The 23,744-nt window shown below is 44.2% G+C and carries 35 protein-coding genes; 33 read left to right on the top strand and 2 right to left on the bottom strand.

Annotated elements, in window-relative coordinates; genetic code table 11:
- Position 1 precedes the first annotated feature (1 nt).
- The 32 genes from rplD to hscA all read left to right on the top strand — a co-directional run bounded on the left by rplD (position 2) and on the right by hscA (position 18,660).
- Positions 2-631 carry a 50S ribosomal protein L4 gene (gene rplD / locus H7F15_RS10015; RefSeq protein ID WP_185196836.1) on the top strand — a complete coding sequence of 210 codons (630 nt, stop codon included), beginning with the start codon at positions 2-4 and terminating at the stop codon, positions 629-631.
- On the top strand, positions 631-918 hold the full coding sequence (gene rplW / locus H7F15_RS10010; protein ID WP_185196835.1) for a 50S ribosomal protein L23: 288 nt from the start codon (positions 631-633) through the stop codon (positions 916-918). The genes rplD and rplW overlap by 1 nt, the downstream gene beginning before the upstream one ends.
- A 10-nt stretch (positions 919-928) precedes the next feature.
- Positions 929-1,753, top strand: a complete 825-nt coding sequence (rplB, locus tag H7F15_RS10005) for a 50S ribosomal protein L2 (RefSeq protein WP_185196834.1) — start codon at positions 929-931, stop codon at positions 1,751-1,753.
- Between the two features lie 3 nt (positions 1,754-1,756).
- Positions 1,757-2,035: a 30S ribosomal protein S19 gene (rpsS, locus tag H7F15_RS10000; protein ID WP_185196833.1), complete on the top strand. Its 279-nt coding sequence runs from the start codon at positions 1,757-1,759 to the stop codon at positions 2,033-2,035.
- 2 nt (positions 2,036-2,037) lie between these two features.
- Complete coding sequence (rplV, locus tag H7F15_RS09995; RefSeq protein WP_185196832.1) at positions 2,038-2,430, top strand: 50S ribosomal protein L22; 393 nt, start codon at positions 2,038-2,040, stop codon at positions 2,428-2,430.
- A gap of 4 nt (positions 2,431-2,434) precedes the next feature.
- Positions 2,435-3,199 carry a 30S ribosomal protein S3 gene (rpsC, locus tag H7F15_RS09990; RefSeq protein WP_185196831.1) on the top strand — a complete coding sequence of 255 codons (765 nt, stop codon included), beginning with the start codon at positions 2,435-2,437 and terminating at the stop codon, positions 3,197-3,199.
- Positions 3,200-3,229: 30 nt separating this feature from the next.
- Positions 3,230-3,652: a 50S ribosomal protein L16 gene (gene rplP / locus H7F15_RS09985; protein ID WP_162346215.1), complete on the top strand. Its 423-nt coding sequence runs from the start codon at positions 3,230-3,232 to the stop codon at positions 3,650-3,652.
- Between the two features lie 4 nt (positions 3,653-3,656).
- Positions 3,657-3,857, top strand: a complete 201-nt coding sequence (rpmC, locus tag H7F15_RS09980) for a 50S ribosomal protein L29 (protein ID WP_185196830.1) — start codon at positions 3,657-3,659, stop codon at positions 3,855-3,857.
- A 12-nt stretch (positions 3,858-3,869) separates the two neighbouring features.
- The gene (rpsQ, locus tag H7F15_RS09975; RefSeq protein ID WP_185196829.1) at positions 3,870-4,127 is read left to right on the top strand and encodes a 30S ribosomal protein S17; all 258 of its coding nucleotides are present in this window, start codon (positions 3,870-3,872) and stop codon (positions 4,125-4,127) included.
- Between the two features lies 1 nt (position 4,128).
- Positions 4,129-4,497, top strand: coding sequence for a 50S ribosomal protein L14 (rplN, locus tag H7F15_RS09970; protein ID WP_018476849.1), 369 nt, complete (start codon positions 4,129-4,131; stop codon positions 4,495-4,497).
- A gap of 18 nt (positions 4,498-4,515) precedes the next feature.
- Entirely contained in the window at positions 4,516-4,836 is a 321-nt protein-coding gene (gene rplX, locus H7F15_RS09965) for a 50S ribosomal protein L24 (RefSeq protein ID WP_185196828.1), read from the top strand.
- A 1-nt stretch (position 4,837) separates the two neighbouring features.
- Entirely contained in the window at positions 4,838-5,392 is a 555-nt protein-coding gene (gene rplE / locus H7F15_RS09960) for a 50S ribosomal protein L5 (RefSeq protein ID WP_185196827.1), read from the top strand.
- A gap of 5 nt (positions 5,393-5,397) precedes the next feature.
- Positions 5,398-5,667: a 30S ribosomal protein S14 gene (rpsN, locus tag H7F15_RS09955; protein ID WP_185196826.1), complete on the top strand. Its 270-nt coding sequence runs from the start codon at positions 5,398-5,400 to the stop codon at positions 5,665-5,667.
- Between the two features lie 89 nt (positions 5,668-5,756).
- A complete protein-coding gene (gene rpsH, locus H7F15_RS09950) occupies positions 5,757-6,155 on the top strand; it encodes a 30S ribosomal protein S8 (RefSeq protein WP_185196825.1) in 399 nt (132 codons plus the stop codon).
- Between the two features lie 15 nt (positions 6,156-6,170).
- The gene (rplF, locus tag H7F15_RS09945; RefSeq protein WP_185196824.1) at positions 6,171-6,725 is read left to right on the top strand and encodes a 50S ribosomal protein L6; all 555 of its coding nucleotides are present in this window, start codon (positions 6,171-6,173) and stop codon (positions 6,723-6,725) included.
- An 11-nt stretch (positions 6,726-6,736) separates the two neighbouring features.
- Entirely contained in the window at positions 6,737-7,087 is a 351-nt protein-coding gene (gene rplR / locus H7F15_RS09940; protein WP_185196823.1) for a 50S ribosomal protein L18, read from the top strand.
- Between the two features lie 5 nt (positions 7,088-7,092).
- Positions 7,093-7,611, top strand: a complete 519-nt coding sequence (gene rpsE / locus H7F15_RS09935; RefSeq protein ID WP_185196822.1) for a 30S ribosomal protein S5 — start codon at positions 7,093-7,095, stop codon at positions 7,609-7,611.
- A gap of 4 nt (positions 7,612-7,615) precedes the next feature.
- A complete protein-coding gene (gene rpmD / locus H7F15_RS09930) occupies positions 7,616-7,795 on the top strand; it encodes a 50S ribosomal protein L30 (protein WP_221627036.1) in 180 nt (59 codons plus the stop codon).
- A 1-nt stretch (position 7,796) separates the two neighbouring features.
- Entirely contained in the window at positions 7,797-8,243 is a 447-nt protein-coding gene (rplO, locus tag H7F15_RS09925; protein WP_185196820.1) for a 50S ribosomal protein L15, read from the top strand.
- A 5-nt stretch (positions 8,244-8,248) separates the two neighbouring features.
- Positions 8,249-9,565: a preprotein translocase subunit SecY gene (gene secY, locus H7F15_RS09920; RefSeq protein WP_185196819.1), complete on the top strand. Its 1,317-nt coding sequence runs from the start codon at positions 8,249-8,251 to the stop codon at positions 9,563-9,565.
- Between the two features lie 3 nt (positions 9,566-9,568).
- The gene (gene map / locus H7F15_RS09915) at positions 9,569-10,342 is read left to right on the top strand and encodes a type I methionyl aminopeptidase (protein ID WP_185196818.1); all 774 of its coding nucleotides are present in this window, start codon (positions 9,569-9,571) and stop codon (positions 10,340-10,342) included.
- Positions 10,343-10,561: a translation initiation factor IF-1 gene (gene infA, locus H7F15_RS09910; RefSeq protein ID WP_162346229.1), complete on the top strand. Its 219-nt coding sequence runs from the start codon at positions 10,343-10,345 to the stop codon at positions 10,559-10,561. It abuts the gene before it with no gap.
- Positions 10,562-10,566: 5 nt separating this feature from the next.
- Positions 10,567-10,683, top strand: coding sequence for a 50S ribosomal protein L36 (rpmJ, locus tag H7F15_RS09905; protein WP_163912497.1), 117 nt, complete (start codon positions 10,567-10,569; stop codon positions 10,681-10,683).
- A 10-nt stretch (positions 10,684-10,693) separates the two neighbouring features.
- The gene (gene rpsM / locus H7F15_RS09900; protein ID WP_163912499.1) at positions 10,694-11,071 is read left to right on the top strand and encodes a 30S ribosomal protein S13; all 378 of its coding nucleotides are present in this window, start codon (positions 10,694-10,696) and stop codon (positions 11,069-11,071) included.
- Positions 11,072-11,080: 9 nt separating this feature from the next.
- A complete protein-coding gene (gene rpsK, locus H7F15_RS09895) occupies positions 11,081-11,473 on the top strand; it encodes a 30S ribosomal protein S11 (RefSeq protein WP_137759957.1) in 393 nt (130 codons plus the stop codon).
- Between the two features lie 22 nt (positions 11,474-11,495).
- Positions 11,496-12,101 carry a 30S ribosomal protein S4 gene (gene rpsD, locus H7F15_RS09890; protein WP_163912502.1) on the top strand — a complete coding sequence of 202 codons (606 nt, stop codon included), beginning with the start codon at positions 11,496-11,498 and terminating at the stop codon, positions 12,099-12,101.
- A 37-nt stretch (positions 12,102-12,138) separates the two neighbouring features.
- Complete coding sequence (locus H7F15_RS09885) at positions 12,139-13,128, top strand: DNA-directed RNA polymerase subunit alpha (protein ID WP_185196817.1); 990 nt, start codon at positions 12,139-12,141, stop codon at positions 13,126-13,128.
- Between the two features lie 66 nt (positions 13,129-13,194).
- Positions 13,195-13,707, top strand: coding sequence for a 50S ribosomal protein L17 (gene rplQ, locus H7F15_RS09880; RefSeq protein WP_185196816.1), 513 nt, complete (start codon positions 13,195-13,197; stop codon positions 13,705-13,707).
- 74 nt (positions 13,708-13,781) lie between these two features.
- On the top strand, positions 13,782-14,903 hold the full coding sequence (gene carA / locus H7F15_RS09875; RefSeq protein ID WP_185196815.1) for a glutamine-hydrolyzing carbamoyl-phosphate synthase small subunit: 1,122 nt from the start codon (positions 13,782-13,784) through the stop codon (positions 14,901-14,903).
- A gap of 13 nt (positions 14,904-14,916) precedes the next feature.
- Positions 14,917-16,194, top strand: a complete 1,278-nt coding sequence (gene eno, locus H7F15_RS09870; RefSeq protein WP_185196814.1) for a phosphopyruvate hydratase — start codon at positions 14,917-14,919, stop codon at positions 16,192-16,194.
- Between the two features lie 93 nt (positions 16,195-16,287).
- Positions 16,288-16,587: a septum formation initiator family protein gene (locus H7F15_RS09865; RefSeq protein ID WP_185196813.1), complete on the top strand. Its 300-nt coding sequence runs from the start codon at positions 16,288-16,290 to the stop codon at positions 16,585-16,587.
- Positions 16,588-16,797: 210 nt separating this feature from the next.
- The gene (gene hscA / locus H7F15_RS09860) at positions 16,798-18,660 is read left to right on the top strand and encodes a Fe-S protein assembly chaperone HscA (protein ID WP_185196812.1); all 1,863 of its coding nucleotides are present in this window, start codon (positions 16,798-16,800) and stop codon (positions 18,658-18,660) included.
- A 124-nt stretch (positions 18,661-18,784) separates the two neighbouring features.
- Here the strand turns inward: hscA and H7F15_RS09855 are convergent, their stop codons facing one another.
- Positions 18,785-19,726 (bottom strand): alpha/beta hydrolase, encoded by a 942-nt coding sequence (locus H7F15_RS09855; RefSeq protein WP_185196811.1) that lies wholly within the window; start codon positions 19,724-19,726, stop codon positions 18,785-18,787.
- 24 nt (positions 19,727-19,750) lie between these two features.
- Positions 19,751-20,818 (bottom strand): Ldh family oxidoreductase, encoded by a 1,068-nt coding sequence (locus H7F15_RS09850; protein WP_185196810.1) that lies wholly within the window; start codon positions 20,816-20,818, stop codon positions 19,751-19,753.
- A 205-nt stretch (positions 20,819-21,023) separates the two neighbouring features.
- Between H7F15_RS09850 and H7F15_RS09845 the strand changes: the two genes are divergently transcribed.
- Positions 21,024-23,408 (top strand): hypothetical protein, encoded by a 2,385-nt coding sequence (locus H7F15_RS09845; RefSeq protein ID WP_185196809.1) that lies wholly within the window; start codon positions 21,024-21,026, stop codon positions 23,406-23,408.
- The last annotated feature ends 336 nt before the right edge of the window (positions 23,409-23,744 follow it).

Raw genomic sequence — 23,744 nt, 5'->3', positions numbered from 1 at the left:
AATGGAGCTTTCTGTATTGAATATAAAAGGTGAAGATACAGGTAGAAAGATCGCTCTTTCTGATGCTGTGTTTGGTGCTGAACCAAATCAGCACGCAATGTATCTTGACGTGAAACAGTACCTAGCGAACCAAAGACAAGGTACGCATAAATCAAAGGAACGAAACGAAGTTGCCGGATCTACTAAGAAGATCAAAAAGCAAAAAGGAACTGGTGGTGCAAGAGCTGGTAGCTTAAAGTCTCCAGTGTTCATCGGCGGTGGTCGTGTATTCGGTCCTAAGCCAAGAAACTATAGCTTTAAGTTAAACAAGAAGCTTAAAACAGTTGCGAGAGTTTCTGCCCTGTCATTATTAGCCAGAGATAATAAAGTTTCTTTAGTTGAGTCTTTCACTCTTGAAGCTCCTAAAACTAAAGAGTTTATCTCAATCCTGGAGAACATCAAGTCAACAGGTAAGACTTTATTTGTAATTCCTTCAAACGATCAGAACATCGTTCTTTCGGGAAGAAACATTCCTAAAGTTAAAGTGGCTACAGCTTCTGATGTTAATACTTACGATCTGCTGAATGCAGAGAAAGTAGTATTGGTTGAAGAGTCAGTAAATATTTTAGAAAACCTCTTAAGCAATAAGTAATGAACGTACTTAAAAGACCGCTTGTGACGGAAAAATACACTGCCATGAACGAAGTAGGAAAGTATGCTTTTGAGGTAGATAAAAAAGCCAATAAAGTAGAAATCAAAAAGGCAGTTGAGAAGCTTTATGGTGTTACAGTAACAAATGTAGCTACCATGAGATCAATTGGTAAGGTAAAAACAAAATACACCAAATCTGGTGCTGTTACAGGCCGTACTTCTTTGATCAAAAAAGCAATAGTAACCTTGAGAGAAGGTGAAATGATCGATTTTTATAGCGGAATATAATTAATCAGAAATGGCTTTAAAAAAGTTAAGACCAACAACACCAGGTCAGAGATTCAGGGTAGCGCCAGCGTTCGATGAGATCACGACGAATACTCCTGAAAAATCTCTGTTGGCACCTATTAAAAAATCTGGTGGACGCAATGATCAGGGTAAAATGACTATGCGCTATTTAGGCGGTGGTCATAAGCGTAAGTACAGAATGATTGATTTCAAAAGAACTAAGCATGGCGTGCCTGCTACCGTGAAATCAATCGAGTACGATCCAAATCGTACTGCTCGTATCGCGCTGGTTTACTATGCAGACGGAGAAAAGAGCTATATCATCGCTCCGACTGGTTTACAGGTAGGAACAGTAATAGTATCAGGCCCAGGAATTGCTCCTGAAATTGGTAACTGCCTTCCTTTATCTGATATTCCTCTAGGTACAATTATTCACAACATCGAGTTGCAGCCAGGTCAGGGTGCAGTACTTGCAAGAAGTGCCGGTTCTTACGCACAGCTTGTAGCACGCGAAGGCCGATATGCTACTATTAAACTTCCTTCAGGTGAATTAAGAATGGTGCTTGTTAACTGCAGTGCAACTGTAGGAACAGTATCAAACTCTGACCACATGAACGTGAAGCTTGGTAAAGCTGGACGTAACAGATGGTTAGGTAGACGTCCAAGAGTACGTGGTGTTGCGATGAACCCGGTAGATCACCCAATGGGTGGTGGTGAAGGTAAATCTTCAGGTGGTCACCCACGCTCACGTAAGGGCTTATACGCTAAAGGTCTGAAGACGCGTAACAAAAACAAGCATTCAGAGAAGTTAATAGTTAATAGAGGAAAGAAATAATAAATGGCTAGATCATTAAAAAAAGGGCCTTATATTGACTATAGGCTCGAGAAGAAAGTATTCGCGATGAACGATGCCGGCAAAAAGTCGGTTATCAAAACATGGTCGCGCAGATCAATGATTTCTCCGGATTTCGTTGGACATACATTTGCAGTTCACAATGGTAATAAGTTCATACCAGTTTATGTAACAGAAAACATGGTAGGGCATAAGCTTGGTGAATTCGCTCCAACGAGAAATTTTAGAGGTCACATAGCTAAAAAAGATAAAGGCAAGAGATAAGCATGGAAGCAGTTGCTAAATTAAAGAATGTGCCTACATCTCCGCGTAAGATGAGATTAGTGGCCGACCTGGTACGTGGTAAAAGCGTAGCCAAAGCCTTAGGTATACTGAAATTTGAGCCTAATTCCGGTGCAGCAAAACTGGAGAAGTTACTATTGTCAGCATTATCTAACTGGCAGCAGAAAAACGAAGATGCTCAGATTGAAGATGCAAACCTTTACGTTAAGTCGATCTTTGTTGATGAGGGAAAAATGCTGAAGCGTTTACGTCCTGCACCACAAGGTCGTGGTTACCGCATCCGTAAAAGATCAAATCATGTTACGCTGGTAATTGACAGCATGACAGAAGAGCAATTAGAGCAAAACAGTAAGAAGTCTAAAAAAGCCAATAAGTAAGAATATGGGACAGAAAGTAAATCCGATCGGTTTTCGCCTAGGAGTTATCAAAGGTTGGGATTCTAACTGGTATGGCGGTAAAGACTTCGCTGATAAACTTGTTGAAGACGAGAAAATCAGAAAGTACGTTTTAGCTCGAATTCCTAAAGGTGGCATTTCTAAAATCATAATTGAAAGAACACTGAAGCGCATCACCATTACTATTAACACGGCTCGTCCGGGTGTGGTAATCGGTAAAGGAGGTCAGGAAGTTGACAAGATCAAAGAAGAACTTAAGAAGCTGACAAACAAAGATGTTCAGATTAACATTTTTGAAATTAAGCGTCCTGAACTGGATGCGAAGCTTGTAGGTGAATCTATCGCTCAGCAGCTTCAGGCTCGTATTTCCTTCCGTCGCGCAATGAAGCAGGCAATTGCTTCTGCCTTACGTGTAGGTGCTGAAGGTATCAAAGTACAGGTTTCAGGCCGTTTAGGTGGTGCTGAGATGGCCCGTACAGAGCACTACAAAGAAGGAAGAACACCACTACACACACTGCGTGCTGATATCGACTATGCACTGTCTGAAGCACAGACTGTATATGGTAAATTAGGTATCAAAGTGTGGATCTTCAGAGGTGAAGTTTATGGTAAGAAAGATCTTACTCCTAATGCAGGATTAGAATCAAAAGGACCAGGTGCTTCACAAGGTGGTGGTGACAGACGTGGTGCAGGAAACCGTAAGAAGACAGACGGTGCTCCTAAGCGCAGAGACAACAAGCGTCGTCAGTAATTGATTGCTAACATTATTAAGTTTTAGAAAATGTTACAGCCGAAAAGGACTAAATATAGAAAAATGCAGAAAGGTCGTGTGACTGGTCTTGCCCACAGAGGTAGCACCATTTCATTCGGATCATTTGCAATAAAATCTCTTGAAGCATCATGGATCACAAGCCGTCAGATTGAGGCTGCCCGTATCGCGATGACAAGAGCAATGAAACGTGAAGGACAGGTTTGGATCAGAATTTTCCCTGATAAGCCAGTTACTAAGAAACCTGCCGAAGTTCGTATGGGTAAGGGTAAAGGTTCACCTGAGTATTGGGTAGCCGTTGTTAAGCCTGGTACCATCATGTTCGAATCTGATGGTGTATCTCTGGACGTGGCAAAAGAATCACTTCGTTTAGCTGCACAGAAGTTACCTGTTAAAACAAAGTTTGTAGTACGTAGAGATTACGTTGAGAAATAGTAAAATGAAAAATTCAGAAATAAAAGCTTTGTCTTTAGAGGAACTACAAGAGAAGCTTAATACTGAGAAGACCAACATGCAAAACCTTCGTTTTGCTCATGCTATATCGCCATTGGAGAACCCAATGAAAATTCGTGAAGCAAAGGCAACAATTGCACGTCTGAATACAGAGTTGCGTCGTCGTGAAATTGAAGCTAACTCTTAATACTTAAAGAAAATGGAAGAGAGAAATCTTAGAAAAGAAAGAAGTGGTAAGGTTGTTAGCAACAAAATGGACAAATCTATCACTGTACTTGTTGAAAGCAAAATGAAGCACCCGATCTACGGGAAGTTCGTTAGCAAGTCGACAAAGTTCATGGCTCACGACGAAAAGAATGAGTGCAACATCGGGGATACCGTGCGTATTCAGGAAACTCGTCCGCTTAGCAAGAACAAGAACTGGCGTTTAGTAGAAATTATAGAAAGAGCTAAGTAAGATGATACAACAGGAATCAAGATTAACTGTAGCGGACAACAGTGGTGCAAAGGAAGTTCTTTGTATCCGTGTATTAGGTGGTACAGGTAAAAAATACGCTTCTATCGGTGATAGAATCGTTGTTACTGTTAAATCTGCCTTGTCTTCTGGAAACGTAAAGAAAGGAACAGTATCAAAAGCTGTTATCGTAAGAACTAAAAAAGAGATCCGTAGAAAAGATGGCTCTTATATCCGTTTTGATGATAACGCAGCTGTTCTGTTGAACGCGAACAATGAACCACGCGGTACGCGTATTTTTGGTCCAGTAGCTCGTGAGCTTCGTGAAAAACAATTCATGAAGATTGTATCACTTGCGCCTGAAGTTCTATAACTCATAATTCTCGGAAAGATGAATAAGAAAAAACTTCATGTAAAAACTGGCGATATGGTAAAAGTTATTGCTGGTGACGATCGCGGTAAGACAGGCCGTATTACATCTGTACTTACAGATAAAAATAAAGTAGTAGTAGAAGGATTAAACCTGGTAACGAAGCACACGAAACCAAGCGCTAAGAATCCTCAGGGTGGTATCTCTAAAACTGAAGCTCCTATCAATGCAAGCAATGTAATGCTGGTAGATGCAAAAGGCGAACGGGTTAAGACTGCCAAGAGAAAAAACAGCGAAGGTAAAACTGAACGTTACTCTAAAAAAACAGGAGAAGTAATCTAAAATGGCAACTGCAAGACTAAAAGAAAAATATCAAACGGAGGTAGTGCCTGCCCTGAAAGAGAAGTTCCAGTACAAGAACATCATGCAGGTGCCAAAAATTACAAAGATCTCCATTAACAGAGGTATTGGTGCCGCTGTAGCAGACAAGAAGCTGGTTGATATCGGTGTTGATGAATTAACAACGATTACTGGTCAGAAGGCTGTTGCAACTATAGCCAAGAAATCTGTGTCTAACTTCAAGCTACGTGAAGGTATGCCGATCGGAGCGCGTGTTACATTGAGAGGACAGAAAATGTATGAATTCCTTGACAGACTTCTTACAATTGCTCTTCCACGTGTACGTGACTTCAGAGGTGTAAGTGATAAAGGATTTGATGGCAGAGGTAACTATACACTGGGCATCAAAGAACAGATCATCTTCCCGGAGATCAGCATTGATAAAATCAAATCCATTAGTGGTATGGACATCACTTTCGTTACAACAGCTAATACTGATGAGGAAAGTTATGAGCTATTAAAAGCTTTTGGTATGCCTTTCACAAACGTTAAAAAGTAATAGCAATGGCGAGAGAAGCAGTAAAAGCAAGAGAGCTTAAGAGACAAAAAGCAGTAGCAAAATATGCTGCAAAAAGAGCTGAGCTTAAAGCTAAAGGAGATTATGAAGGCTTGGATAAATTGCCTAAAAATGCATCTCCTATCAGATTGCATAACAGATGTAAGTTAACTGGAAGACCACGCGGATATATGAGAAAGTTCGGTATTTCGCGTGTTACGTTCAGAGAGCTTGCTCTTGCAGGTAAAATACCAGGTGTAACAAAAGCGAGCTGGTAATTTTTCTGGTATCTATAGAATAGATAAAGAAAAATAATTATCTTTGCGGCTCGCTTAGAAAAAAAGCGTCATTATTTAAGTCATTCATAATGAACTCAGATCCAATAGCAGATTATTTAACTCGAGTGCGTAATGCCATAAAGGCTAACCACAGGATAGTTGAAATACCATCTAGCAAAATTAAAAAGGAAATAACCAAAGTATTGTACGATAAAGGGTACATTCAAAGCTACAAGTTTGAAGACTCTGCTGTACAAGGAAATATTAAGATAGCTCTGAAGTACAATCCTTCTACTAAGCAATCTGCGATTGTTAAGTTAGAAAGAGTTAGTAAGCCAGGGCTTCGTAAATATGCAGGTAGTGAAGAACTTCCTCGCGTGTTAAACGGATTAGGTGTTGCCATTGTTTCAACTTCTAAAGGTGTAATGACCGATAAAGAAGCTCGTACGCAGAACATTGGTGGCGAAGTATTGTGTTATGTTTATTAATCAGGAGGAGAGACAATGTCACGTATAGGAAAATTGCCAATCAACCTGCCTGGTAACACTCAGGTATCTGTCGATGAAAAGAATGTGGTTACTGTTAAAGGGCCTAAAGGTACTTTAACAACTACTGTTGACGCGGATATCATCGTGAAGCAGGAAGATAACCAGATCATCGTTGAAAGACCTACTGAACAGAAACGTCACAAAGCTTTACATGGTCTTTACAGATCACTGATTAACAACATGGTAGTTGGTGTAAGTGAAGGTTATAAGGAGCAGTTGGAATTAGTGGGTGTTGGTTACAAAGCATCTGTTCAAGGACAGGTTCTGGAATTAGCTCTAGGTTACTCACACAATATTTTCGTTGCCCTGCCAGCTGAGATTACAGCTAACGCAGTTACTGAAAAAGGTAAATCACCAGTTGTTACTTTAGAGAGCATTGATAAGCAGCTTATCGGTCAGGTAGCTGCTAAAATCAGATCTCTGCGTAAGGTTGAGCCTTACAAAGGTAAAGGTATCCGATTTGTTGGTGAAGTAGTGAGAAGAAAAGCTGGTAAAACAGCATCTAAATAATAAACATCATCATGTCTGCTATTAAAGAAAAAAGAAGATCGAGAATAAAAAAGAGCATCAGAAGAAAGATATCTGGTACCTCAGAGAGACCAAGACTATCTGTATTCAGAAGTAATCGTGTAATTTACGCACAGATTATTGATGATGTAGCTGGTGTTACATTAGCGGCTGCTTCTTCAGCTAAACTTGATGATGCTGCGAAAGCTAATATTGAAACTGCTTCTAAAGTAGGTAAAGAGATAGCTTCTAAAGCTCTGGAAAAAGGTATCACGCAGGTTGTATTTGACAGATCTGGTTATCTTTACCATGGTAAAGTAAAATCATTGGCTGATGGCGCCAGAGAAGCGGGCCTTAAATTCTAAATATTATGTTGAAGAACAATATACGCAGTGTGAAGGCTAGCGAAATCGAGTTAAAAGAGAGAGTAGTAGCTATCAACAGAGTTGCCAAAGTAGTAAAGGGTGGTAGAAGATTCAGCTTCGCTGCCATTGTAGTAGTTGGTGATGGCAATGGTGTAGTTGGTTACGGCTTAGGCAAAGCCAACGAAGTAACAGATGCAATCGCGAAAGGTATAGATGATGCAAAGAAAAACCTGGTTAAGGTTCCTCTTTATCATCATACAGTGCCACATGCAATGGAAGGTAAATACTCAGGTGGTTATGTGCTTGTAAAGCCAGCCGCTGAAGGTACTGGTGTAATTGCCGGTGGTGCTATGCGTGCTGTATTGGAAAGTGCTGGTATCAAAGACGTACTTTGCAAATCAAAAGGATCATCAAACCCGCATAACGTGGTAAAAGCAACATTCGATGCACTTGCCAAAATGCGTGATCCATTAGCTGTTGCACAGCAAAGAGGTGTTAATTTACAGAAAGTATTTAATGGTTAATGTCATGGCGAAAGTAACTATCACACAAGTTAAAAGCATTATTGACAGACCTAAAACTCAGAAGCTGACAATTCAGGCACTGGGATTAGGCAAAATCAATAAATCAGTAACTGTAGAGTATACACCACAGATTGCTGGTATGGTTAATAAAGTTCAGAATTTGGTAGAAGTAAAAGAGCAATAAGATGTATTTAAATTCATTACAACCTGCTGAAGGAGCTGTTAAGTCGAGAAAAAGACTTGGCCGCGGTACCGGATCCGGTAGAGGTGGTACTTCTACAAGAGGACACAAAGGTGCTAAGTCTCGCTCTGGATATTCGCAGAAATCTGGTTTCGAAGGTGGTCAGATGCCACTTCAGAGACGTGTTCCGAAGTATGGCTTCAAGAACATCAACCGTGTTGAGTACAAAGCAATCAACCTGGATGTACTTCAGTCATTAGCGGATAACACTGGTGAAACTGTACTTAACTTTGATTTCTTCAAAGCACATGGTTTGGTTTCTAAAAATGATAAAGTAAAAGTATTAGGTAGAGGTGAGTTAAATAAAGCAATTGAAGTTCATGCTCATGCTTTCTCTCAATCAGCTACATCAACAATAGAAAAAGCAGGCGGTAAAACAGTAGCTATCTAAGCAGTATGAAGAAGTTTATAACAACTATAAAGAACATTTTTGCTATTGATGATCTAAGAGTAAGGATTCTCAATACGATCGGTTTTATAGCAATTTTTAGATTAGGTTCTTTTGTTGTTCTTCCTGGCATTAATCCTGATAATCTGGATGCGAACACATCTGGTTTATTTGGTTTATTAGATACCTTCCTTGGTGGTGCGTTCAGTAACGCATCCATCTTTGCTTTGGGTATCATGCCATATATTTCAGCTTCGATTGTGCTGCAGCTATTAACAATTGCTGTACCCTATTTTCAGAAAATGCAGAAGGAAGGTGAATCTGGTAGAAAGAAAATCAACCAGATCACCCGAGTTCTTACTATTATCATCACGTTAGCACAGGCTGTTGGCTTTGTTGCTACAATCCCTGCAGAGGCAATCGTTATTAACACGACGCTATTTACCATCATTTCGATGATCGTACTGTCTGCGGGTACTATATTCTGTATGTGGCTTGGTGAAAGAATTACCGATAAAGGTATAGGTAATGGTATATCCATGCTTATCATGATCGGTATCGTATCAAGATTCCCGGGAGCTATTGCTGCAGAATTCTTATCAAAACAACTAAATGGAGCACTGGTATTCCTGTTCGAATTAGCAGTTCTGTTCTTCGTAGTAATGTCTGTTGTAATGCTTACACAGGCAGTTAGAAGAATACCTGTTCAGTATGCGAAGCAGGTTGGCGGTAGCTCTCTTTACAATGGACAGAGACAGTTCATTCCACTAAAAGTGAATGCAGCTGGTGTGATGCCAATCATCTTTGCTCAGTCACTTATGTTCCTACCAGCTATGATCGCTGGTATGTGGGCGGATACAAGTGAAACTGCAAACTATATCGGATCTACTTTTTCGGACTTTACATCCTGGCAGTATAACCTGGTATTTGGTCTGCTGATCCTTGTTTTCACTTATTTCTATACAGCTATCAGTGTAGATCCAAACAGAATTGCTGAAGATCTGAAAAGAAGTGGTGGTTTCGTACCTGGTGTTAAACCTGGTCGTGCTACGTCTGAATACATTGATACTATCTTAACTAAGATTACACTACCAGGAGCTCTATTCCTTGCTCTTGTTGCGATCTTCCCAGCCATAGCGATGTTACTTGGTGTAACAAGAGAATTTGCCCACTTCTTTGGTGGTACTTCTCTTATCATCATGGTTGGCGTGGTGCTGGATACCCTGCAGCAGATTGAAAGCCACCTGTTAATGCGCCATTACGATGGTATGATGAAATCAGGTAAGCTTAGAGGCAGATCAGAGAATATTGCCATGGTATCTTAATAAATGATTTATTATAAAACTGAAGAAGAAATTGAGCTAATTCGCCAGGGTGCTTTGATATTAGGCAAAGCCCATGGCGAAATAGCTTCGCTTATAAAGGAGGGTGTTACTACAGCGGAATTAGATAAACGCGCAGAAGAGTTTATCCGGGACCATGGTGCTGTACCTTCATTTTTGAACTATAATGGTTTCCCTTATAGTTTATGTATCTCTCCCAATGCAGTTGTTGTACACGGGTTTCCTGGAAAACATATACTGCGCAACGGAGATATTATTTCGGTAGACGGTGGTGTGTATTACAAAGGCTACCATAGTGATTCAGCCTATACACATACAGTTGGCGAAGTACCAGAAGAAGTAAAGAAACTTCTGGAAGTAACAAAAGAGAGTTTATATAAAGGCATTGAGAAAGCGGTCGCTGGTAACAGAATGGGCGATTTGAGCAATGCCATTCAGCTACATGCTGAAAGTAATGGTTTTACAGTTGTGCGCGAATTAGTTGGTCATGGAATTGGCCGTAATCTGCACGAAGCTCCGGAAGTACCTAACTATGGTAAGCGAGGGCAAGGCGTAAAACTACAAGAAGGAATGGTGTTAGCGATTGAGCCTATGATTAACCTCGGAACACGAAATGTTGTTCAGGAAGATGATGGATGGACGATCCGGACACGTGACAAAAAACCTTCCGCTCATTTTGAGCACACAGTTGTGATCAGAAAAGGTCAGCCAGAAATTCTGACTACCTTTGAATATATAGAAAAAGCTAAAAAAGCATAAATGGCCAAGCAGTCATCTATTGAACAGGACGGAACTATAATCGAGGCTTTATCAAATGCCATGTTCCGTGTTGAATTGGAGAACGGACACCAGTTAATTGCTCATATCTCAGGGAAGATGAGAATGAACTACATAAAAATTCTTCCAGGAGATAAAGTAAAGTTGGAAATGTCTCCTTATGATTTAACAAAAGGTCGGATTGTTTATCGATATAAATAAATACAATGAAAGTTAAAGCATCAGTTAAAAAGAGAAGTGCTGAATGTAAGATTATCCGTCGCAAGGGTAAGCTTTACGTCATCAACAAAAAAAATCCAAGATATAAACAAAGACAAGGTTAATTAAACAAGTATGGCTAGAATAGCAGGAGTTGATATTCCGGATAACAAGAGAGGTGAGATTGCACTAACCTATATTTTTGGTATAGGTCGTAATCTGTCTAAGACTATCTTAAACAAAGCCGGGGTGGATCTTGACAAGAAAGTAAAAGACTGGTCTGAAGATGAGTCTAACGAGATCAGAAATATTATTGCAACTGACATTAAAACGGAAGGTGTATTAAGATCTGAAGTACAGTTGCACATTAAGCGTCTTCTTGACATTGGTTGCTACCGTGGATTGAGACACCGTAAGGGTCTTCCGGTTCGTGGACAGCGTACAAAGAACAACTCGCGTACGAGAAAAGGTAAGCGTAAAACAGTTGCAAACAAGAAGAAAGCTTCTAAATAATAATTGATCATGGCTCAGAAAAGAAAAGACAAAGCTAAGAAGCGTGTTGTAGTTGTTGAGGCAACTGGCCAGGTACACATCAAAGCTTCTTTCAACAATATTATTATCTCGGTAACCAATAACGCAGGACAAGTTATATCTTGGGCTTCTGCTGGTAAAATGGGATTCAAAGGTTCTAAGAAGAACACTCCTTACGCTGCACAGATGGCAGCTTCAGATTGCGCTAAAGTTGCTTATGACTTAGGTATGCGTAAAGCTGAGGTTTTCGTTAAAGGCCCTGGCGCAGGTAGAGAGTCCGCTATCCGTACTGTGCAAAATTCAGGTATTGAAGTAACAACTATTAAAGATGTTACGCCATTACCACACAACGGATGTCGTCCTCCTAAACGCAGAAGAGTTTAATTTTTAAAGTAGATTAAATAAAATGGCAAGATATACTGGTCCAAAAAGTAAAATCTCTCGAAAATTCAATGAAGAGATTTTCGGCCCAAGCAAAGCATTAAAAAAGAAAGCTTATCCTCCAGGACAGCACGGTCGTGGCCGTCGTAAAAAGCAGTCTGAATACTCTATTCAGCTGACTGAAAAGCAGAAAGCTAAATACATCTACGGTGTATTAGAGAAGCAATTTGCTAACCTGTTTGAAAAAGCTCAGAGAAAAGGCGGTATTGCTGGTGAAAACCTGTTAATCCTCCTGGAGTCAAGATTAGACAATACGGTTTACCGTCTGGGTATTGCGCCAACTCGCAGAGCTGCTCGTCAGCTTGTACTGCACAAGCACATTACTGTTAACGGTAACATCGTAAACATACCTTCCTATAGTTTAAAAGTTGGTGATGTTATAGCTGTTAGAGAGAAATCTAAATCTCTTGAGGCCATTACAGCAAGCTTATCTGTTCGTAATGCAAGACAGTTTAGTTGGTTAGAGTGGGACGCAACTGAAATGGCTGGTAAGTTTATCTCTGCGCCACAGCGTGACCTGATCCCGGAGAAGATCCAGGAGCAGCTGATCGTTGAACTTTACTCTAAGTAAGCAGCATAATCAATTTTTAACCTTTAACACTGCAAGTATGTCAATATTAGCATTTCAAATGCCAGAGAAAGTTGTAATGGAAAAAGCCGACGACTTTCATGGTTTATTTGAATTCAAGCCGCTTGAAAAAGGTTACGGTGTAACCATCGGTAATGCGCTACGCAGAATTTTGCTTTCTTCGTTAGAAGGTTATGCAATTACCAGCGTTCGCATACCTGGTGTACTGCATGAGTTCTCATCAGTTGAAGGTGTGGTGCAGGATGTGTCTGACATTATCCTGAACCTGAAAATGGTTCGCTTTAAGAAGATCAGCGAAGTTATCGATGACAAGATCACGGTTACTATCAACGGTGCAGATACTTTCTATGCCGGTGATATTAACAAGTTCACTTCAAGCTTTGAAGTTCTGAACCCTGAGCTGGTGATCTGTAACCTGGATAAAAATCTTTCATTAGAAGTTGAGCTTACTATTCAGAAAGGCCGTGGTTATGTGCCTGCTGAAGAAAACAAGCCAGCTGACCAGGTATTTGGTCTAATCTCTATCGACTCTATCTTCACACCAATCAAAAATGTGAAGTTCAGTGTTGAGAACACGCGTGTGGAGCAGAAGACCGACTATGAAAAACTTGTGCTGGAAATCCAGACTGACGGATCAATCCATCCGGAAGAAGCATTGAAAGGAGCTGCCAATATCCTTATACAGCACTTCATGCTTTTCTCTGACAACACAATGACGTTTGAAACGGCTAAGCCAGAAGAAGAAGAGGTTGTAGATGAAGAACTGCTGCACATGCGCAAAGTTCTGAAGACACCACTTCAGGATATGGACTTATCTGTTAGAGCTTACAACTGCTTAAAGGCTGCCGACATCAAAACGCTTGGTGACCTGGTGCAGTTAGACATCTCTGATATGATGAAATTCCGTAACTTCGGTAAGAAATCGTTGACTGAGTTAGAGAACTTAGTACAGGAAAAAGGTTTAACCTTTGGTATGGACCTTTCCAAATATAAATTAGAAGAAGAATAATAACCTACGGCATAATTCCCGATCCCGAAAGGTTGATCGACGGTATGCACGTGCACAATCAAAAAAATGAGACACGGTAAAAAAATCAATCACTTAGGAAGAACTGCTGCTCACCGTAAGGCGATGCTGTCTAACATGGCTGCTTCCCTTATTCTGAAGAAACGTATTTCTACTACAGTAGCAAAAGCAAAAGCTCTTCGTAAGTATGTAGAACCTCTTCTTACAAAATCTAAGAACGATACTACGCATTCAAGGAGAACTGTATTCGCTTACCTTCAGGAGAAGGAAGCTGTTAAAGAGCTTTTTGATGAAGTAGCAGCAAAAATCGCTAACAGACCAGGTGGTTACACCCGTATCCTGAAAACAGGTCTACGTCTTGGTGACAACGCAGAAATGTGTGTTATTGAGCTGGTAGACTACAACGAGGATATGCTGGCAACTACAGGTTCAGCAGCTGGCGCGAAGAAAACTCGTCGTCGTGGTGCTGGTGGTGCTAAGAAGAAAGCAGAAGGTGCTGCAGAAGCTCCTAAAGCTGCTGAAACTGATGCAACTGCAGAAGATGCAAAAGATGCTGAATAAGCGTATTCTTTGAAATATTTTAAAGGGACAGGACATAAGTCGTGTCCCTTTTTTATTTTTGTAAAAATCTCGAAATGAAAAAACATACCGCTACAGAAGCCATTCTTCTACTGGAGGATGGTACAGTTTATAAAGGAAAGAGCTTAGGCAAGATTGGAACGTCCGGTGGTGAGCTTTGCTTCAATACCGGTATGACAGGCTATCAGGAAATTTTTACCGATCCATCCTATTACGGACAGGTGGTAGTGAACACGGTCTCGCACGTAGGCAACTATGGCGTGCAGCCGGAAGAAGTGGAGTCGGGCAAAGTGCAGATAAGCGCCCTTGTTTGTAAAGACTTCTCGCATCATTACTCCAGAAAAACGGCAGAAGGGTCGTTGCAGGAATATTTCGAAAAGGCTGGTGTAGTAGGCATCTGCGAAATTGATACCCGGTCGCTGGTGCGTCATATCCGTGATAAAGGAGCCATGAATGCCATCGTCTCGTCGGAAATAACAGATATTGAAGAGCTGCGTAAGAGACTGGCTGAAGTACCGTCGATGGATGGTCTGGAGCTGTCTTCGAAAGTGAGTACTCCGGAAGCATACGACCTGAAGCCGGAAGATGTGAAATACAGAGTTGCTGTTCTGGACTTAGGTGTAAAGCGCAATAGCCTGCACAACTTTATGCAACGCGGCTGTGAGGTAAAAGTGTTCCCGTACGATACGCCGTTTGAAGAGATGGAAAAGTGGAACCCGGATGGCTACTTTATTTCCAATGGTCCCGGCGACCCTGCTGCTACACAGGTGGCAGTAAACAGTGTGAAACAGATACTGGAGAAAGAAAAACCTATGTTTGGTATTTGTATGGGGCACCAGATGCTGGCACAGGCAAATGGGGTTGCTACCTACAAAATGCACAACGGGCACCGCGGACTTAACCATCCGGTGAAAAACCTGTTAACTGGTCGTAGCGAGATCACGAGCCAGAATCATGGATTTGTGGTAGATGCAGAACAATTGAAGAACCATCCGGAACTGGAAGTAACGCACATTAACCTGAACGATAACACCATTGAAGGAATGCGCATGAAGAACAAGCCAGCCTTCTCGGTACAGTACCACCCGGAGTCTTCGCCGGGGCCGCACGATTCAGAGTATCTGTTTGATGACTTTGTGGCCTTATTAGAAAAGAGTAAAAACCAAGTAAAACTATAGATTAAACAAACCAATGAGCTTAATCACAGATATTAAAGCCCGTCAGATCTTCGATTCGAGAGGCAATCCTACTGTTGAAGTAGATGTTATAACCGAAACAGGTATCATGGGCCGTGCTGCTGTGCCTTCTGGTGCATCAACAGGTATACACGAAGCAGTAGAGCTGCGCGACGGCGACAAGAGCAAGTACATGGGCAAAGGTGTACTGCAGGCAGTTGAAAACGTAAACGGCAAAATTGCGGAAGAGCTTGTTGGTTTCCCGGTGTTCGACCAGAACCTGCTGGACAAGATCATGATCGAGCTGGATGGCTCTGACAATAAAGGTAACCTGGGTGCAAATGCTATACTGGGTGTATCGCTGGCAATAGCACGTGCTGCTGCGCAGGAGCTGAACATGCCGCTTTACCGCTATGTAGGTGGTGTTAATGCCAACACATTGCCAGTGCCGATGATGAACATCCTGAACGGTGGTAGCCACGCGGATAACGCGATCGACTTCCAGGAATTTATGATCATGCCGGTTGGAGCTCCTTCGTTCTCTGAAGCGTTGCGTATGGGTTCTGAAGTGTTCCATCACCTGAAGAATGTACTGAAGAAAAAAGGCCTTTCTACAAACGTGGGCGACGAAGGTGGTTTTGCGCCAAACATCGCATCTAACGTGGAAGCGATTGAAGTAGTACTTCAGGCAATTGAAGCTGCAGGTTACAAGCCAGGCGACGACATGATGATCGCGATGGATGCGGCCAGCTCTGAGTTCTACGATGCGTCTACTGGCCTTTACACGTTCAAGAAATCTACCGGCGATAAGCTTTCGTCTTCGGACATGGTGAGCTACTGGAAAGAGTGGACAGAGAAGTACCCGATCATCTCGATTGAAGATGGTATGGCAGAAGACGACTGGGCAGGCTGGAAGCAGCTTACTGAAACGATTGGTAAGAACGTGCAGCTTGTAGGCGATGACCTGTTTGTAACAAACGTGAAGCGTCTGCAGCAAGGCATCGACCAAGGGGTAGCTAACTCTATCCTGATCAAAGTGAACCAGATCGGTACACTGACGGAAACTATAAACGCTATTAACTTAGGCCTGCGCCATGGGTATAAGAGCGTGATGAGCCACCGTTCGGGTGAGACAGAAGACAACACGATTGCTGACCTGGCAGTTGCGCTTAATACAGGCCAGATCAAAACCGGATCTGCGTCGCGTTCTGACCGTATGGCGAAGTATAACCAGCTACTCCGCATTGAAGAGGAGCTTGGTGAAATTGCTTACTATCCGGGCCGTAAGTTCTAAAATCCTACATTTAAAAATATTTATGGCTAAGGCTGTGGGTTATATGACTCACAGCCTTATTTTTGTATAAGTACCTTTTAGCTATAGTTCCCGATGTTGAAGCGCATTCCTAAGTTTTTCCGCAATTTCTACTTTATCACAACAGCCCTGTTTGTGGTGTGGATGCTCTTTTTCGACTCCAACGACTTTATTACGCAGTACCAGATGAGCAAACAACTCAGCGATCTGGAAGACGTGAAAGAAGGCTATCTGGAGAAGATGGAAGAAGTGGAGAAAGACCGCAAAGCCCTGATGGGGAATGCTGACCTGTTGGAAAAATACGCCCGCGAAAAATACCTGATGAAACGCCCGAACGAGGATGTGTTCATTATAGTTACCAAGGAGGAGGAGTAGACTATAGTTAGAAGTTATACTTTGATCGGAAGCTGTTCTTGTGAGCAGCTTTTCTGTTTATGGTATAATATAAGTTGGAGTAACTATAGTTTGCTACTTCACTTTCGGGGCCAATAACCTGCTCATCCCTTAAACCCTGCCTAAATAATTCGTAACTTTGTGCCATTGTGCTGCAACTATAGTTTGCGGCCTCACCTAAGTATAGATACTATGGCAAAAGTTGCAATAAACCTTTCTACCGGCTCTATTCAGCAGGAAGAAGTTATAGTAGGTATAGATCTGGGTACTACCAACAGTTTAGTAGCCTACATCCATCCTGAAGATAAAAAACCGATCGCTATTAACGACCAGGGGCGTGGTACCATCGTACCGTCGGTGGTGCATTTTACCCAGACCGGCGAAACTATAGTTGGCACCGATGCCAAAGATTACCTGACCACTGATCCGGCCAATACCATTTACTCTGTTAAGCGCCTGCTGGGCAAATCGTATAAAGATGTAGGCGAGCATAAAGATTACTTTGGCTACAAGATCATTGATGATGACAGTGAAGGCCTGGTAAAAATAAGAGTAGGCGATAAGTTTTATTCCCCAATCGAGCTGTCGGCGGAGATATTGAAGGAACTGCGCGAGCGTGCAGAGCACTCTTTGAAGACGCCTGTGAACCGCGCAGTTATTACCGTACCAGCTTACTTCAACGACTCACAACGCCAGGCAACCCGCGATGCCGGTAAACTGGCTGGCCTGGAAGTACTGCGTATTGTTAATGAGCCAACTGCTGCGGCGCTGGCTTATGGCATCGGCATCGATCCGAACGAAGAGAAAACCGTGGCCGTGTACGATTTAGGTGGTGGTACGTTTGATATCTCTATCCTGAGCATCCATCAGGGCATTTTTGAAGTGCTTTCCACTAACGGTGATACCTACCTAGGTGGTGATGACTTTGACAGAGCCATTATCAACCACTGGATACAGGAAAATCAGCTGATAGCTGATACGGTAAACGAAGACAAAAACCTGCAGCAGGAACTGCGCCTGAAAGCCGAAGAAGCAAAAAGGACGCTGAGCTCGCAGCCGGTCTATGCCGGAACTATAAACGGAACGATAGATTGCCACATCGAGCGCCACACGTTCGAAACACTGATTGCGCCTATAGTTGCCCGAACGATTGAAAGCTGTCGCCAGGCTATGGCCGATGCCAAACTGCAGCCAGAGCAGATAGATGCCGTGATCATGGTGGGTGGCTCTACGCGCGTGCCGATGGTATATGATGCGGTGTCGGAGTTCTTCGGGAAGCAGGCCAACAACTCGCTTAACCCGGATGAGGTCGTATCGTTGGGTGCTGCTATACAAGCCGATATTCTGGCTGGTAACCGGAAAGATATTCTGTTGCTGGACGTAACGCCGCTGACACTGGGTATCGAAACGATGGGTGGTTTGATGGATTCTATCATTCCTCGTAACTCTAAGATCCCAACCAAAGCCGGCCGCCAGTACACCACGTCGGTAGATGGGCAGGTGAATATGAAGATATCGGTGTACCAGGGCGAGCGCGACTTAGTGAAAGAGAACCGCAAACTGGCAGAGTTCGACCTGAAAGGCATACCTGCCATGCCGGCCGGTTTTCCGAAAGTAGATGTGAACTTTATCCTGAACGCCGACGGAATACTGAAAGTGGAAGCTATTGAACTACGCTCTGGCGTACGCCAGGAAGTGGAAGTAAAACCACAGTACGGCCTGACTGACGAGCAGGTAGAGCAGATGCTGATGGACTCTATCACACACGCCAAAGAAGACGTTTCTACCCGTATGGTGATCGAAGCCCGCACAACAGCCGAGCAAATGATTTACCAGGTAGAGCGCTTTGTAGAGAAGAACGGCGAGCACCTGACAACTGAAGAAATTGAGCTGACCAGAACCAATGTACAGAACCTGAAAAACGTACTGGGCAGCGGCGATAAAGACGCGATCCTGAAAGCTGTGGACATTCTGGAAGAACAGACAAGTCCGTTTGCGGAGCGCGTCATGCAGATCTCCATCAAACAAGCCATGACAGGCAAGAAGATAGAGTAAGTAATTTTAATTCCCTCTTGAGAGGAGTAGAGGTGTGTTTAATCATTCCCGAATACAGAAGCGCCGGCAACTATAAACTGCCGGCGCTTCTGTTTTAACTAAAGTTGCTGGTCCTGATAATGCTTTATTTCAGATGCTGTTGTAGCCAGGCTATAGTTTGATCCACTTCCAGAATAGACCACGAATGCGGATTAACAGTACCATCGGCGCGGCGGCCTTTGCCGGTGGAAAGGATGAGTTGTGCTTGTTGATTGCCCATGCTTTGCAGATCAGCGATCATGCCCATACAGTCAGCGGTGTTCAGGTCGTACAGGTCGCGCTGGTTGGTTTTAAACTGGTTTGCAGCATCCGGCTCCGAATAGAAAAGTACCGGCAACTGTTTCAGTGGCTTAATGGCAGTGTTTGCCGTGTCGGAGTAAGTATAAGGCGAAATGGAGTAGAACTTCTCCGGGCTTTGTAACGGAGTAGTACTGAAATCCTGCCGGAGCAAATGTTGCATGTACTGCAGCATCTGCTTTGCTCTCGGCGACTGGCCTCGCTGTATTGCTTTCAGCACACTACGTTCAAAACGCTCCATATCCAACAATGGGTCTACGGCAAGAAGTGCAGAAACCTTAGGCGCAGCAGGTGTTGCCAAACTATACTCCGCAAACTTAACAGCTGTAGTGCCACCCATCGAAAATCCGCCAACCGCAATCTTCTTATCCTGCAGTTTATACTTCTTCTGCAGGTCCTGCACCAGCTGCGCAATCCGCTGTTGTTTGGCATCTGTTAAATAGAGCCCGGCATTGCCCTCCATGTAAGGCATTGCTACCACATAGCCAGCTTTCGCGGCTGCCATCGGGAAGGTGGTTTCCTTCAATACATCTGCCGGCGTTTCCCCGAAACCCGGGAATAACAGCACCAGACCGGTCGGCTTTCCTTTTTCAGGCTGGATAACAAGCGTATAGTTACGGGCCGTATCAATTGCAGACGTGGTATAAAAACGCGCTGCTTTCTGGGCCGATGCCGTACTTATAGTTGCCAGCAGGAAGAGTGCCAGTAGCCATCCGGAGTATAGTTTCATGGTTTTTATAGTTGGCGCTATAGTTTAGAATTTGATGCCGAACTTCTTTCCTAACTTTTCCAGATCTTCTGCCACAGGGTCCAGCAACGGAATACCTTCTTTCAGGCGGATTTCGGTCATTTCTCGTTCCGGGTCGCCGGGTATCAGTACAGCTTTCTCGCCTTTCTTGGTCTTGGCCGCCCGGAAGGTTTCAATCCAGCGGTCCATGTGCTCTTTAAACTCATCGGCAGGGCGGAAGGCATCGATGCGCATGGCTCCTAAAAAGTGACCGATACCTTTCCCTACCGGGTCAGCAGGCGGGTTTAGGAAGGCTACAAACGGTGGCACCCACGGGCCATAGTTGGCACCCGAAAGCACAGCCGAGAAAATATCAACTATAGCCGCCAGGGCATATCCTTTGTGGCTGCCGTGCACTAAATCAGAACCGAGCGGGAGCAGAGCGCCGCCATCCTTCAGTTCGTTGGCATTATCGGTATCATCGCCTTCGGCAGTCTGTATCCAGCCAACAGGAGCTTTCTTGTTCTTGCGCTGCAGTATCTCCAGTTTACCGTTGGCCGCCGATGCCGTGGCAAAGTCGGCTACAAAAGGGGGTTGCTTTTTAGTAGGCACCGCTACGGCAATAGGGTTGGTCCCTAACATGCGGTCTACAGAGTGGGTCGGGGCTACCAGCGGGCTGGCATTGGTCATCGCCATCCCGATCATATCCGAACTTAAGGCCTCCATGGCGTGATAGCCGGCAATGCCAAAGTGGTTGGAGTTACGCACCGATACCCAGCCGGTTCCTACGTTGTTTGCTTTATCAATGGCAATGTCCATAGCTTTCGGCGCGATCACCAGGCCTAAACCACCATCGCCGTCCACAGTGGCGGTGCTGGGGGTTTCGTGCACAATGCGCATGGTTGGCTTCGGGTTAATGCGGCCGGCTTCCCACAGGCGTACATAACCGCTCAGGCGGGCAACGCCATGCGAGTCAACACCGCGCAGGTCGGCTTCCAGTAATACTTCGGCAGCTAACTTGGCATCTTTTGGCGGGCAGCCCATGGCTAAAAAAACTTCGTTGGTGAAGTCAAATAATTGTCGGTAGGTATACATTCGTCTGAATTGCTGTAATCAAAGGCGGCAAATTACTAAATTCTGCTTCCAATCGCTCGGATAAATCTGCCTTTATAGGTGTAGTACACAACACTATAGTGCGGGTAAGCCCTGCAAGTATGTATTTTTTTATATACTTTTAAGCCGGCTTAAGTTTGTGGAACAGATTTTGTTTTCGGCAGCTTAGGCTATTTATATTTTTCCTATGATACGAGCTATACTTTCTTCTTTCCTGTTGCTGACCGCCTTTGTTGCACAGGCACAGACCAAACTCATTTTCGAAGAAACCACCCCGGAAGCTTACCTGCTAAAGTATAGCACAACCGGTAGCAGCAGCCAGACGCACATTAATTCCATCATCAGCTTATTAAAAGAAGGCGATGTAAAAAGAGGTGGCGGGCGGCCAACCAGTCGTACACCGGAATTTGTGGTGCGCCTGGAGCAACAGGCCCGTATTGCCGATGCCGGCGATAAACTGCAACTGAAAGTACAGCTCTCTAAAATAGGTGTGAACAGCGATGTGACTTACAAAGACTTTGGGGTGGAGGATGTACTGCTACCCGAAAAGCTAAATGCGAAAGTAAAGTTGCTGGACGGGAAGAAGAAAGAGTTGCAGGTGTTTAACCTGAGCAACATTGCTTTCAAAAAAGAAGGCGTTACGCTGCTGGATGTAACCATACCAGATACCACTGCCAACCCGAACTATAGTTTGGTGGTGGAGCCGTTGGAGCTTGTTTATACAACAGAGAGTGTTGCACGCTTTAAAAGATACCGCGAACTGGTACGCGATTATTATGCGGCCGAAGCAACTATAAGCCGCGCCCTGCAGGATATCAACCACATTCAACCGGACGATGTAGACCGCATCAGCCAGCACAACCACAACCTGCGCCAGATGGAGGATATGTATGCGCGCATCAAAGATCAGAATTTCAGAGAAAAGCTGAACCTGCGCCAGTACGACCCGCAACAGCTTACCCAGAAAATGACTGACCTGAACCGCCAGCTACAGGAGCGCCGCCGCGCCGTAGACTATGCCCTCAGCACCATGGACCTGCAGTTCTTTAACAAAGGCATGAGCATGGTTACATCAGGCAACGCTAATGCAGCGAAGGCTTATTTTGTGAAATCGCTGGAAGTGAACCCTAAGTTTGCTCCATCGCACCTGCAACTGGCCCGCCTGGATTTTGCGAACGGCTACCTGAAAGAGGCAACTGCCCGTACCTTAAGCGTGCTGACAGGGATGCGCATTGACCCGGAAACCCGCCAGATGCTACAGGTTTTGGCATACGACATCTATAACGCGCACATCACACAGGGCCACAACCTGACCAACCGCGGCGACTACAATGCGGCACTGCAGGCTTTTAATACTGCCCGCGACATGTGCAACAACGTAGGCGGACTTGGCTGTAACCTGCCAGCCCTGCGCGAAGGCGAAGGCCGTGCCGCAACAGGTATCTATAAGAACATGGTAGCAGAAGGAAAACGGGAACTGACCCGTAACAACATTGCCAGGGCAGACAGGCTTGCTGAAGATGCCCTGCGTTTCCAGAGTGACTACCGCGATGTATTGCCACAACCAACCGAAGCCATTGAACTACAGAACCAGGTAAAATATACTTATTATGTAGAGCACATCGACAAAGGCAAAAGCTACCTGAACAGCAAAAACTATGGTGCTGCGCTTAGCCAGTTCGATGCTGCCCTGGACCTGGAAGACAGCTATACTTTTAAGCCCGTAACCGAACTGACTACCTTGGCTCAGAAAGCCGCAAAACCAGTGCTGTTGGCAGATTTGCAGGCGGGCTACGAGCAGGCCATGCAGAACAGGTTGCCAGATGCACGCGCTACGGCATCAAAAGCTGTTGCCATGCAGGGCCGCTATGGTTTAGCGCAGGATAAAGAGGTGATCAGCAAATACAACCTGCTCCGCGACCGCATTGTAACCCAGGAGTGCCAGAACGCGCAAAACGCGTACGATGCCCATGTACAGAAGGCAAAAGAGCTGGCCCGCAGCAAACAATACTTAGCTGCCGATAAAGCCTACTTAGCTGCCCTGGCAGTAGCCGGCGATAACAGCGTGTGTCAGTTAGCCGATTTTACTGCAAAAGATGGCCGCGAAGCAATATTGGCTGCTGTGCGTTACCAGCAAATGCTGGAGGATGTAAATCGTTTTGTTGCCAGCAGCCGCTACGCCGAAGCCCTGCAAACCTACAACCAGGCCGAGAAACATTACAAAGCCTACGAAGTGAACCGTTTCGGGCTGGATCATATTTCGCTGTACAACTATGCCAAAGAAACTCCAAAACTGCCGTTCACGGCTGAAGTGGTGCAATACTATGCCAGCCTGGGCGAGGAGGAAGTTGCGATCAGTTTATTAACTATACTTTTGCAGAAGGACTACAAGAACCGCAAGACCAAAGACGTGCAGGAGCAGTTAGGCAAACAACTGGCATCTCAGGACGTGCAGTTAGGTTTAAAAGATGATGCCGAGGCTTTAGCCATGAAGCACACCAATAACAACCGCGATCTGAAGAAGCTGCGAAAGGCTTATGAGAAGGAAAGAAAGCGTTTAGCAAAAGGATAAATTTGAATGTAAAAGGCAGGTGAATAACCTGCCTTTTTTGTTTGCTGTCATCCCGAGCAATCTGTAGACGCGAGTCGAAAAGAGCCAGCGTAGCTGCGAGACATCTTATATGTCTTATGGTTTCTTGTCTGTCATTTCGAACAAAGTGAGAAATCTATCTCAGACTATAGCTCAAGGTCTATCGTGCTATAGTTGGCTTTGCCTACTGCTGGAAACAAGCCATCTATTCCATAGCTACTTCTAATCCTGAGAGCTCTAAGAGCCTACTGTTTTATAGTTTAGTTGGCTCCCTCCCGGGCCGGGAGGCCCCGTCTTCGGGCATCGCGCGGTGTACAT

Origin of the sequence: Pontibacter sp. Tf4, assembly GCF_014212495.1 — a bacterium.
Classification (GTDB): Bacteria; Bacteroidota; Bacteroidia; order Cytophagales; family Hymenobacteraceae; genus Pontibacter.
Note: the sequence above shows the minus strand (reverse complement) of the source record. Positions and strands in the feature narration are given on the sequence as shown.

Coding starts and splice junctions, on each gene's coding strand:
- carA (WP_185196815.1), top strand. CDS start 13,782: ATGAAAAAACATACCGCTACAGAAGCCATTCTTCTACTGGAGGATGGT.
- map (WP_185196818.1), top strand. CDS start 9,569: ATGATTTATTATAAAACTGAAGAAGAAATTGAGCTAATTCGCCAGGGT.
- rpsC (WP_185196831.1), top strand. CDS start 2,435: ATGGGACAGAAAGTAAATCCGATCGGTTTTCGCCTAGGAGTTATCAAA.
- rplD (WP_185196836.1), top strand. CDS start 2: ATGGAGCTTTCTGTATTGAATATAAAAGGTGAAGATACAGGTAGAAAG.
- secY (WP_185196819.1), top strand. CDS start 8,249: ATGAAGAAGTTTATAACAACTATAAAGAACATTTTTGCTATTGATGAT.
- rplN (WP_018476849.1), top strand. CDS start 4,129: ATGATACAACAGGAATCAAGATTAACTGTAGCGGACAACAGTGGTGCA.
- H7F15_RS09885 (WP_185196817.1), top strand. CDS start 12,139: ATGTCAATATTAGCATTTCAAATGCCAGAGAAAGTTGTAATGGAAAAA.
- H7F15_RS09850 (WP_185196810.1), bottom strand. CDS start 20,818: ATGTATACCTACCGACAATTATTTGACTTCACCAACGAAGTTTTTTTA.
- eno (WP_185196814.1), top strand. CDS start 14,917: ATGAGCTTAATCACAGATATTAAAGCCCGTCAGATCTTCGATTCGAGA.
- hscA (WP_185196812.1), top strand. CDS start 16,798: ATGGCAAAAGTTGCAATAAACCTTTCTACCGGCTCTATTCAGCAGGAA.
- rpsS (WP_185196833.1), top strand. CDS start 1,757: ATGGCTAGATCATTAAAAAAAGGGCCTTATATTGACTATAGGCTCGAG.
- rplF (WP_185196824.1), top strand. CDS start 6,171: ATGTCACGTATAGGAAAATTGCCAATCAACCTGCCTGGTAACACTCAG.
- rpsK (WP_137759957.1), top strand. CDS start 11,081: ATGGCTCAGAAAAGAAAAGACAAAGCTAAGAAGCGTGTTGTAGTTGTT.
- rplO (WP_185196820.1), top strand. CDS start 7,797: ATGTATTTAAATTCATTACAACCTGCTGAAGGAGCTGTTAAGTCGAGA.
- rpsH (WP_185196825.1), top strand. CDS start 5,757: ATGAACTCAGATCCAATAGCAGATTATTTAACTCGAGTGCGTAATGCC.
- rplE (WP_185196827.1), top strand. CDS start 4,838: ATGGCAACTGCAAGACTAAAAGAAAAATATCAAACGGAGGTAGTGCCT.
- rpsQ (WP_185196829.1), top strand. CDS start 3,870: ATGGAAGAGAGAAATCTTAGAAAAGAAAGAAGTGGTAAGGTTGTTAGC.
- rplB (WP_185196834.1), top strand. CDS start 929: ATGGCTTTAAAAAAGTTAAGACCAACAACACCAGGTCAGAGATTCAGG.
- rplP (WP_162346215.1), top strand. CDS start 3,230: ATGTTACAGCCGAAAAGGACTAAATATAGAAAAATGCAGAAAGGTCGT.
- rpmD (WP_221627036.1), top strand. CDS start 7,616: ATGGCGAAAGTAACTATCACACAAGTTAAAAGCATTATTGACAGACCT.
- rplX (WP_185196828.1), top strand. CDS start 4,516: ATGAATAAGAAAAAACTTCATGTAAAAACTGGCGATATGGTAAAAGTT.
- rpsN (WP_185196826.1), top strand. CDS start 5,398: ATGGCGAGAGAAGCAGTAAAAGCAAGAGAGCTTAAGAGACAAAAAGCA.
- rpsE (WP_185196822.1), top strand. CDS start 7,093: ATGTTGAAGAACAATATACGCAGTGTGAAGGCTAGCGAAATCGAGTTA.
- rpmJ (WP_163912497.1), top strand. CDS start 10,567: ATGAAAGTTAAAGCATCAGTTAAAAAGAGAAGTGCTGAATGTAAGATT.
- rpsD (WP_163912502.1), top strand. CDS start 11,496: ATGGCAAGATATACTGGTCCAAAAAGTAAAATCTCTCGAAAATTCAAT.
- rplW (WP_185196835.1), top strand. CDS start 631: ATGAACGTACTTAAAAGACCGCTTGTGACGGAAAAATACACTGCCATG.
- infA (WP_162346229.1), top strand. CDS start 10,343: ATGGCCAAGCAGTCATCTATTGAACAGGACGGAACTATAATCGAGGCT.
- H7F15_RS09845 (WP_185196809.1), top strand. CDS start 21,024: ATGATACGAGCTATACTTTCTTCTTTCCTGTTGCTGACCGCCTTTGTT.
- H7F15_RS09865 (WP_185196813.1), top strand. CDS start 16,288: ATGTTGAAGCGCATTCCTAAGTTTTTCCGCAATTTCTACTTTATCACA.
- rplV (WP_185196832.1), top strand. CDS start 2,038: ATGGAAGCAGTTGCTAAATTAAAGAATGTGCCTACATCTCCGCGTAAG.
- rpmC (WP_185196830.1), top strand. CDS start 3,657: ATGAAAAATTCAGAAATAAAAGCTTTGTCTTTAGAGGAACTACAAGAG.
- rplQ (WP_185196816.1), top strand. CDS start 13,195: ATGAGACACGGTAAAAAAATCAATCACTTAGGAAGAACTGCTGCTCAC.
- H7F15_RS09855 (WP_185196811.1), bottom strand. CDS start 19,726: ATGAAACTATACTCCGGATGGCTACTGGCACTCTTCCTGCTGGCAACT.
- rpsM (WP_163912499.1), top strand. CDS start 10,694: ATGGCTAGAATAGCAGGAGTTGATATTCCGGATAACAAGAGAGGTGAG.
- rplR (WP_185196823.1), top strand. CDS start 6,737: ATGTCTGCTATTAAAGAAAAAAGAAGATCGAGAATAAAAAAGAGCATC.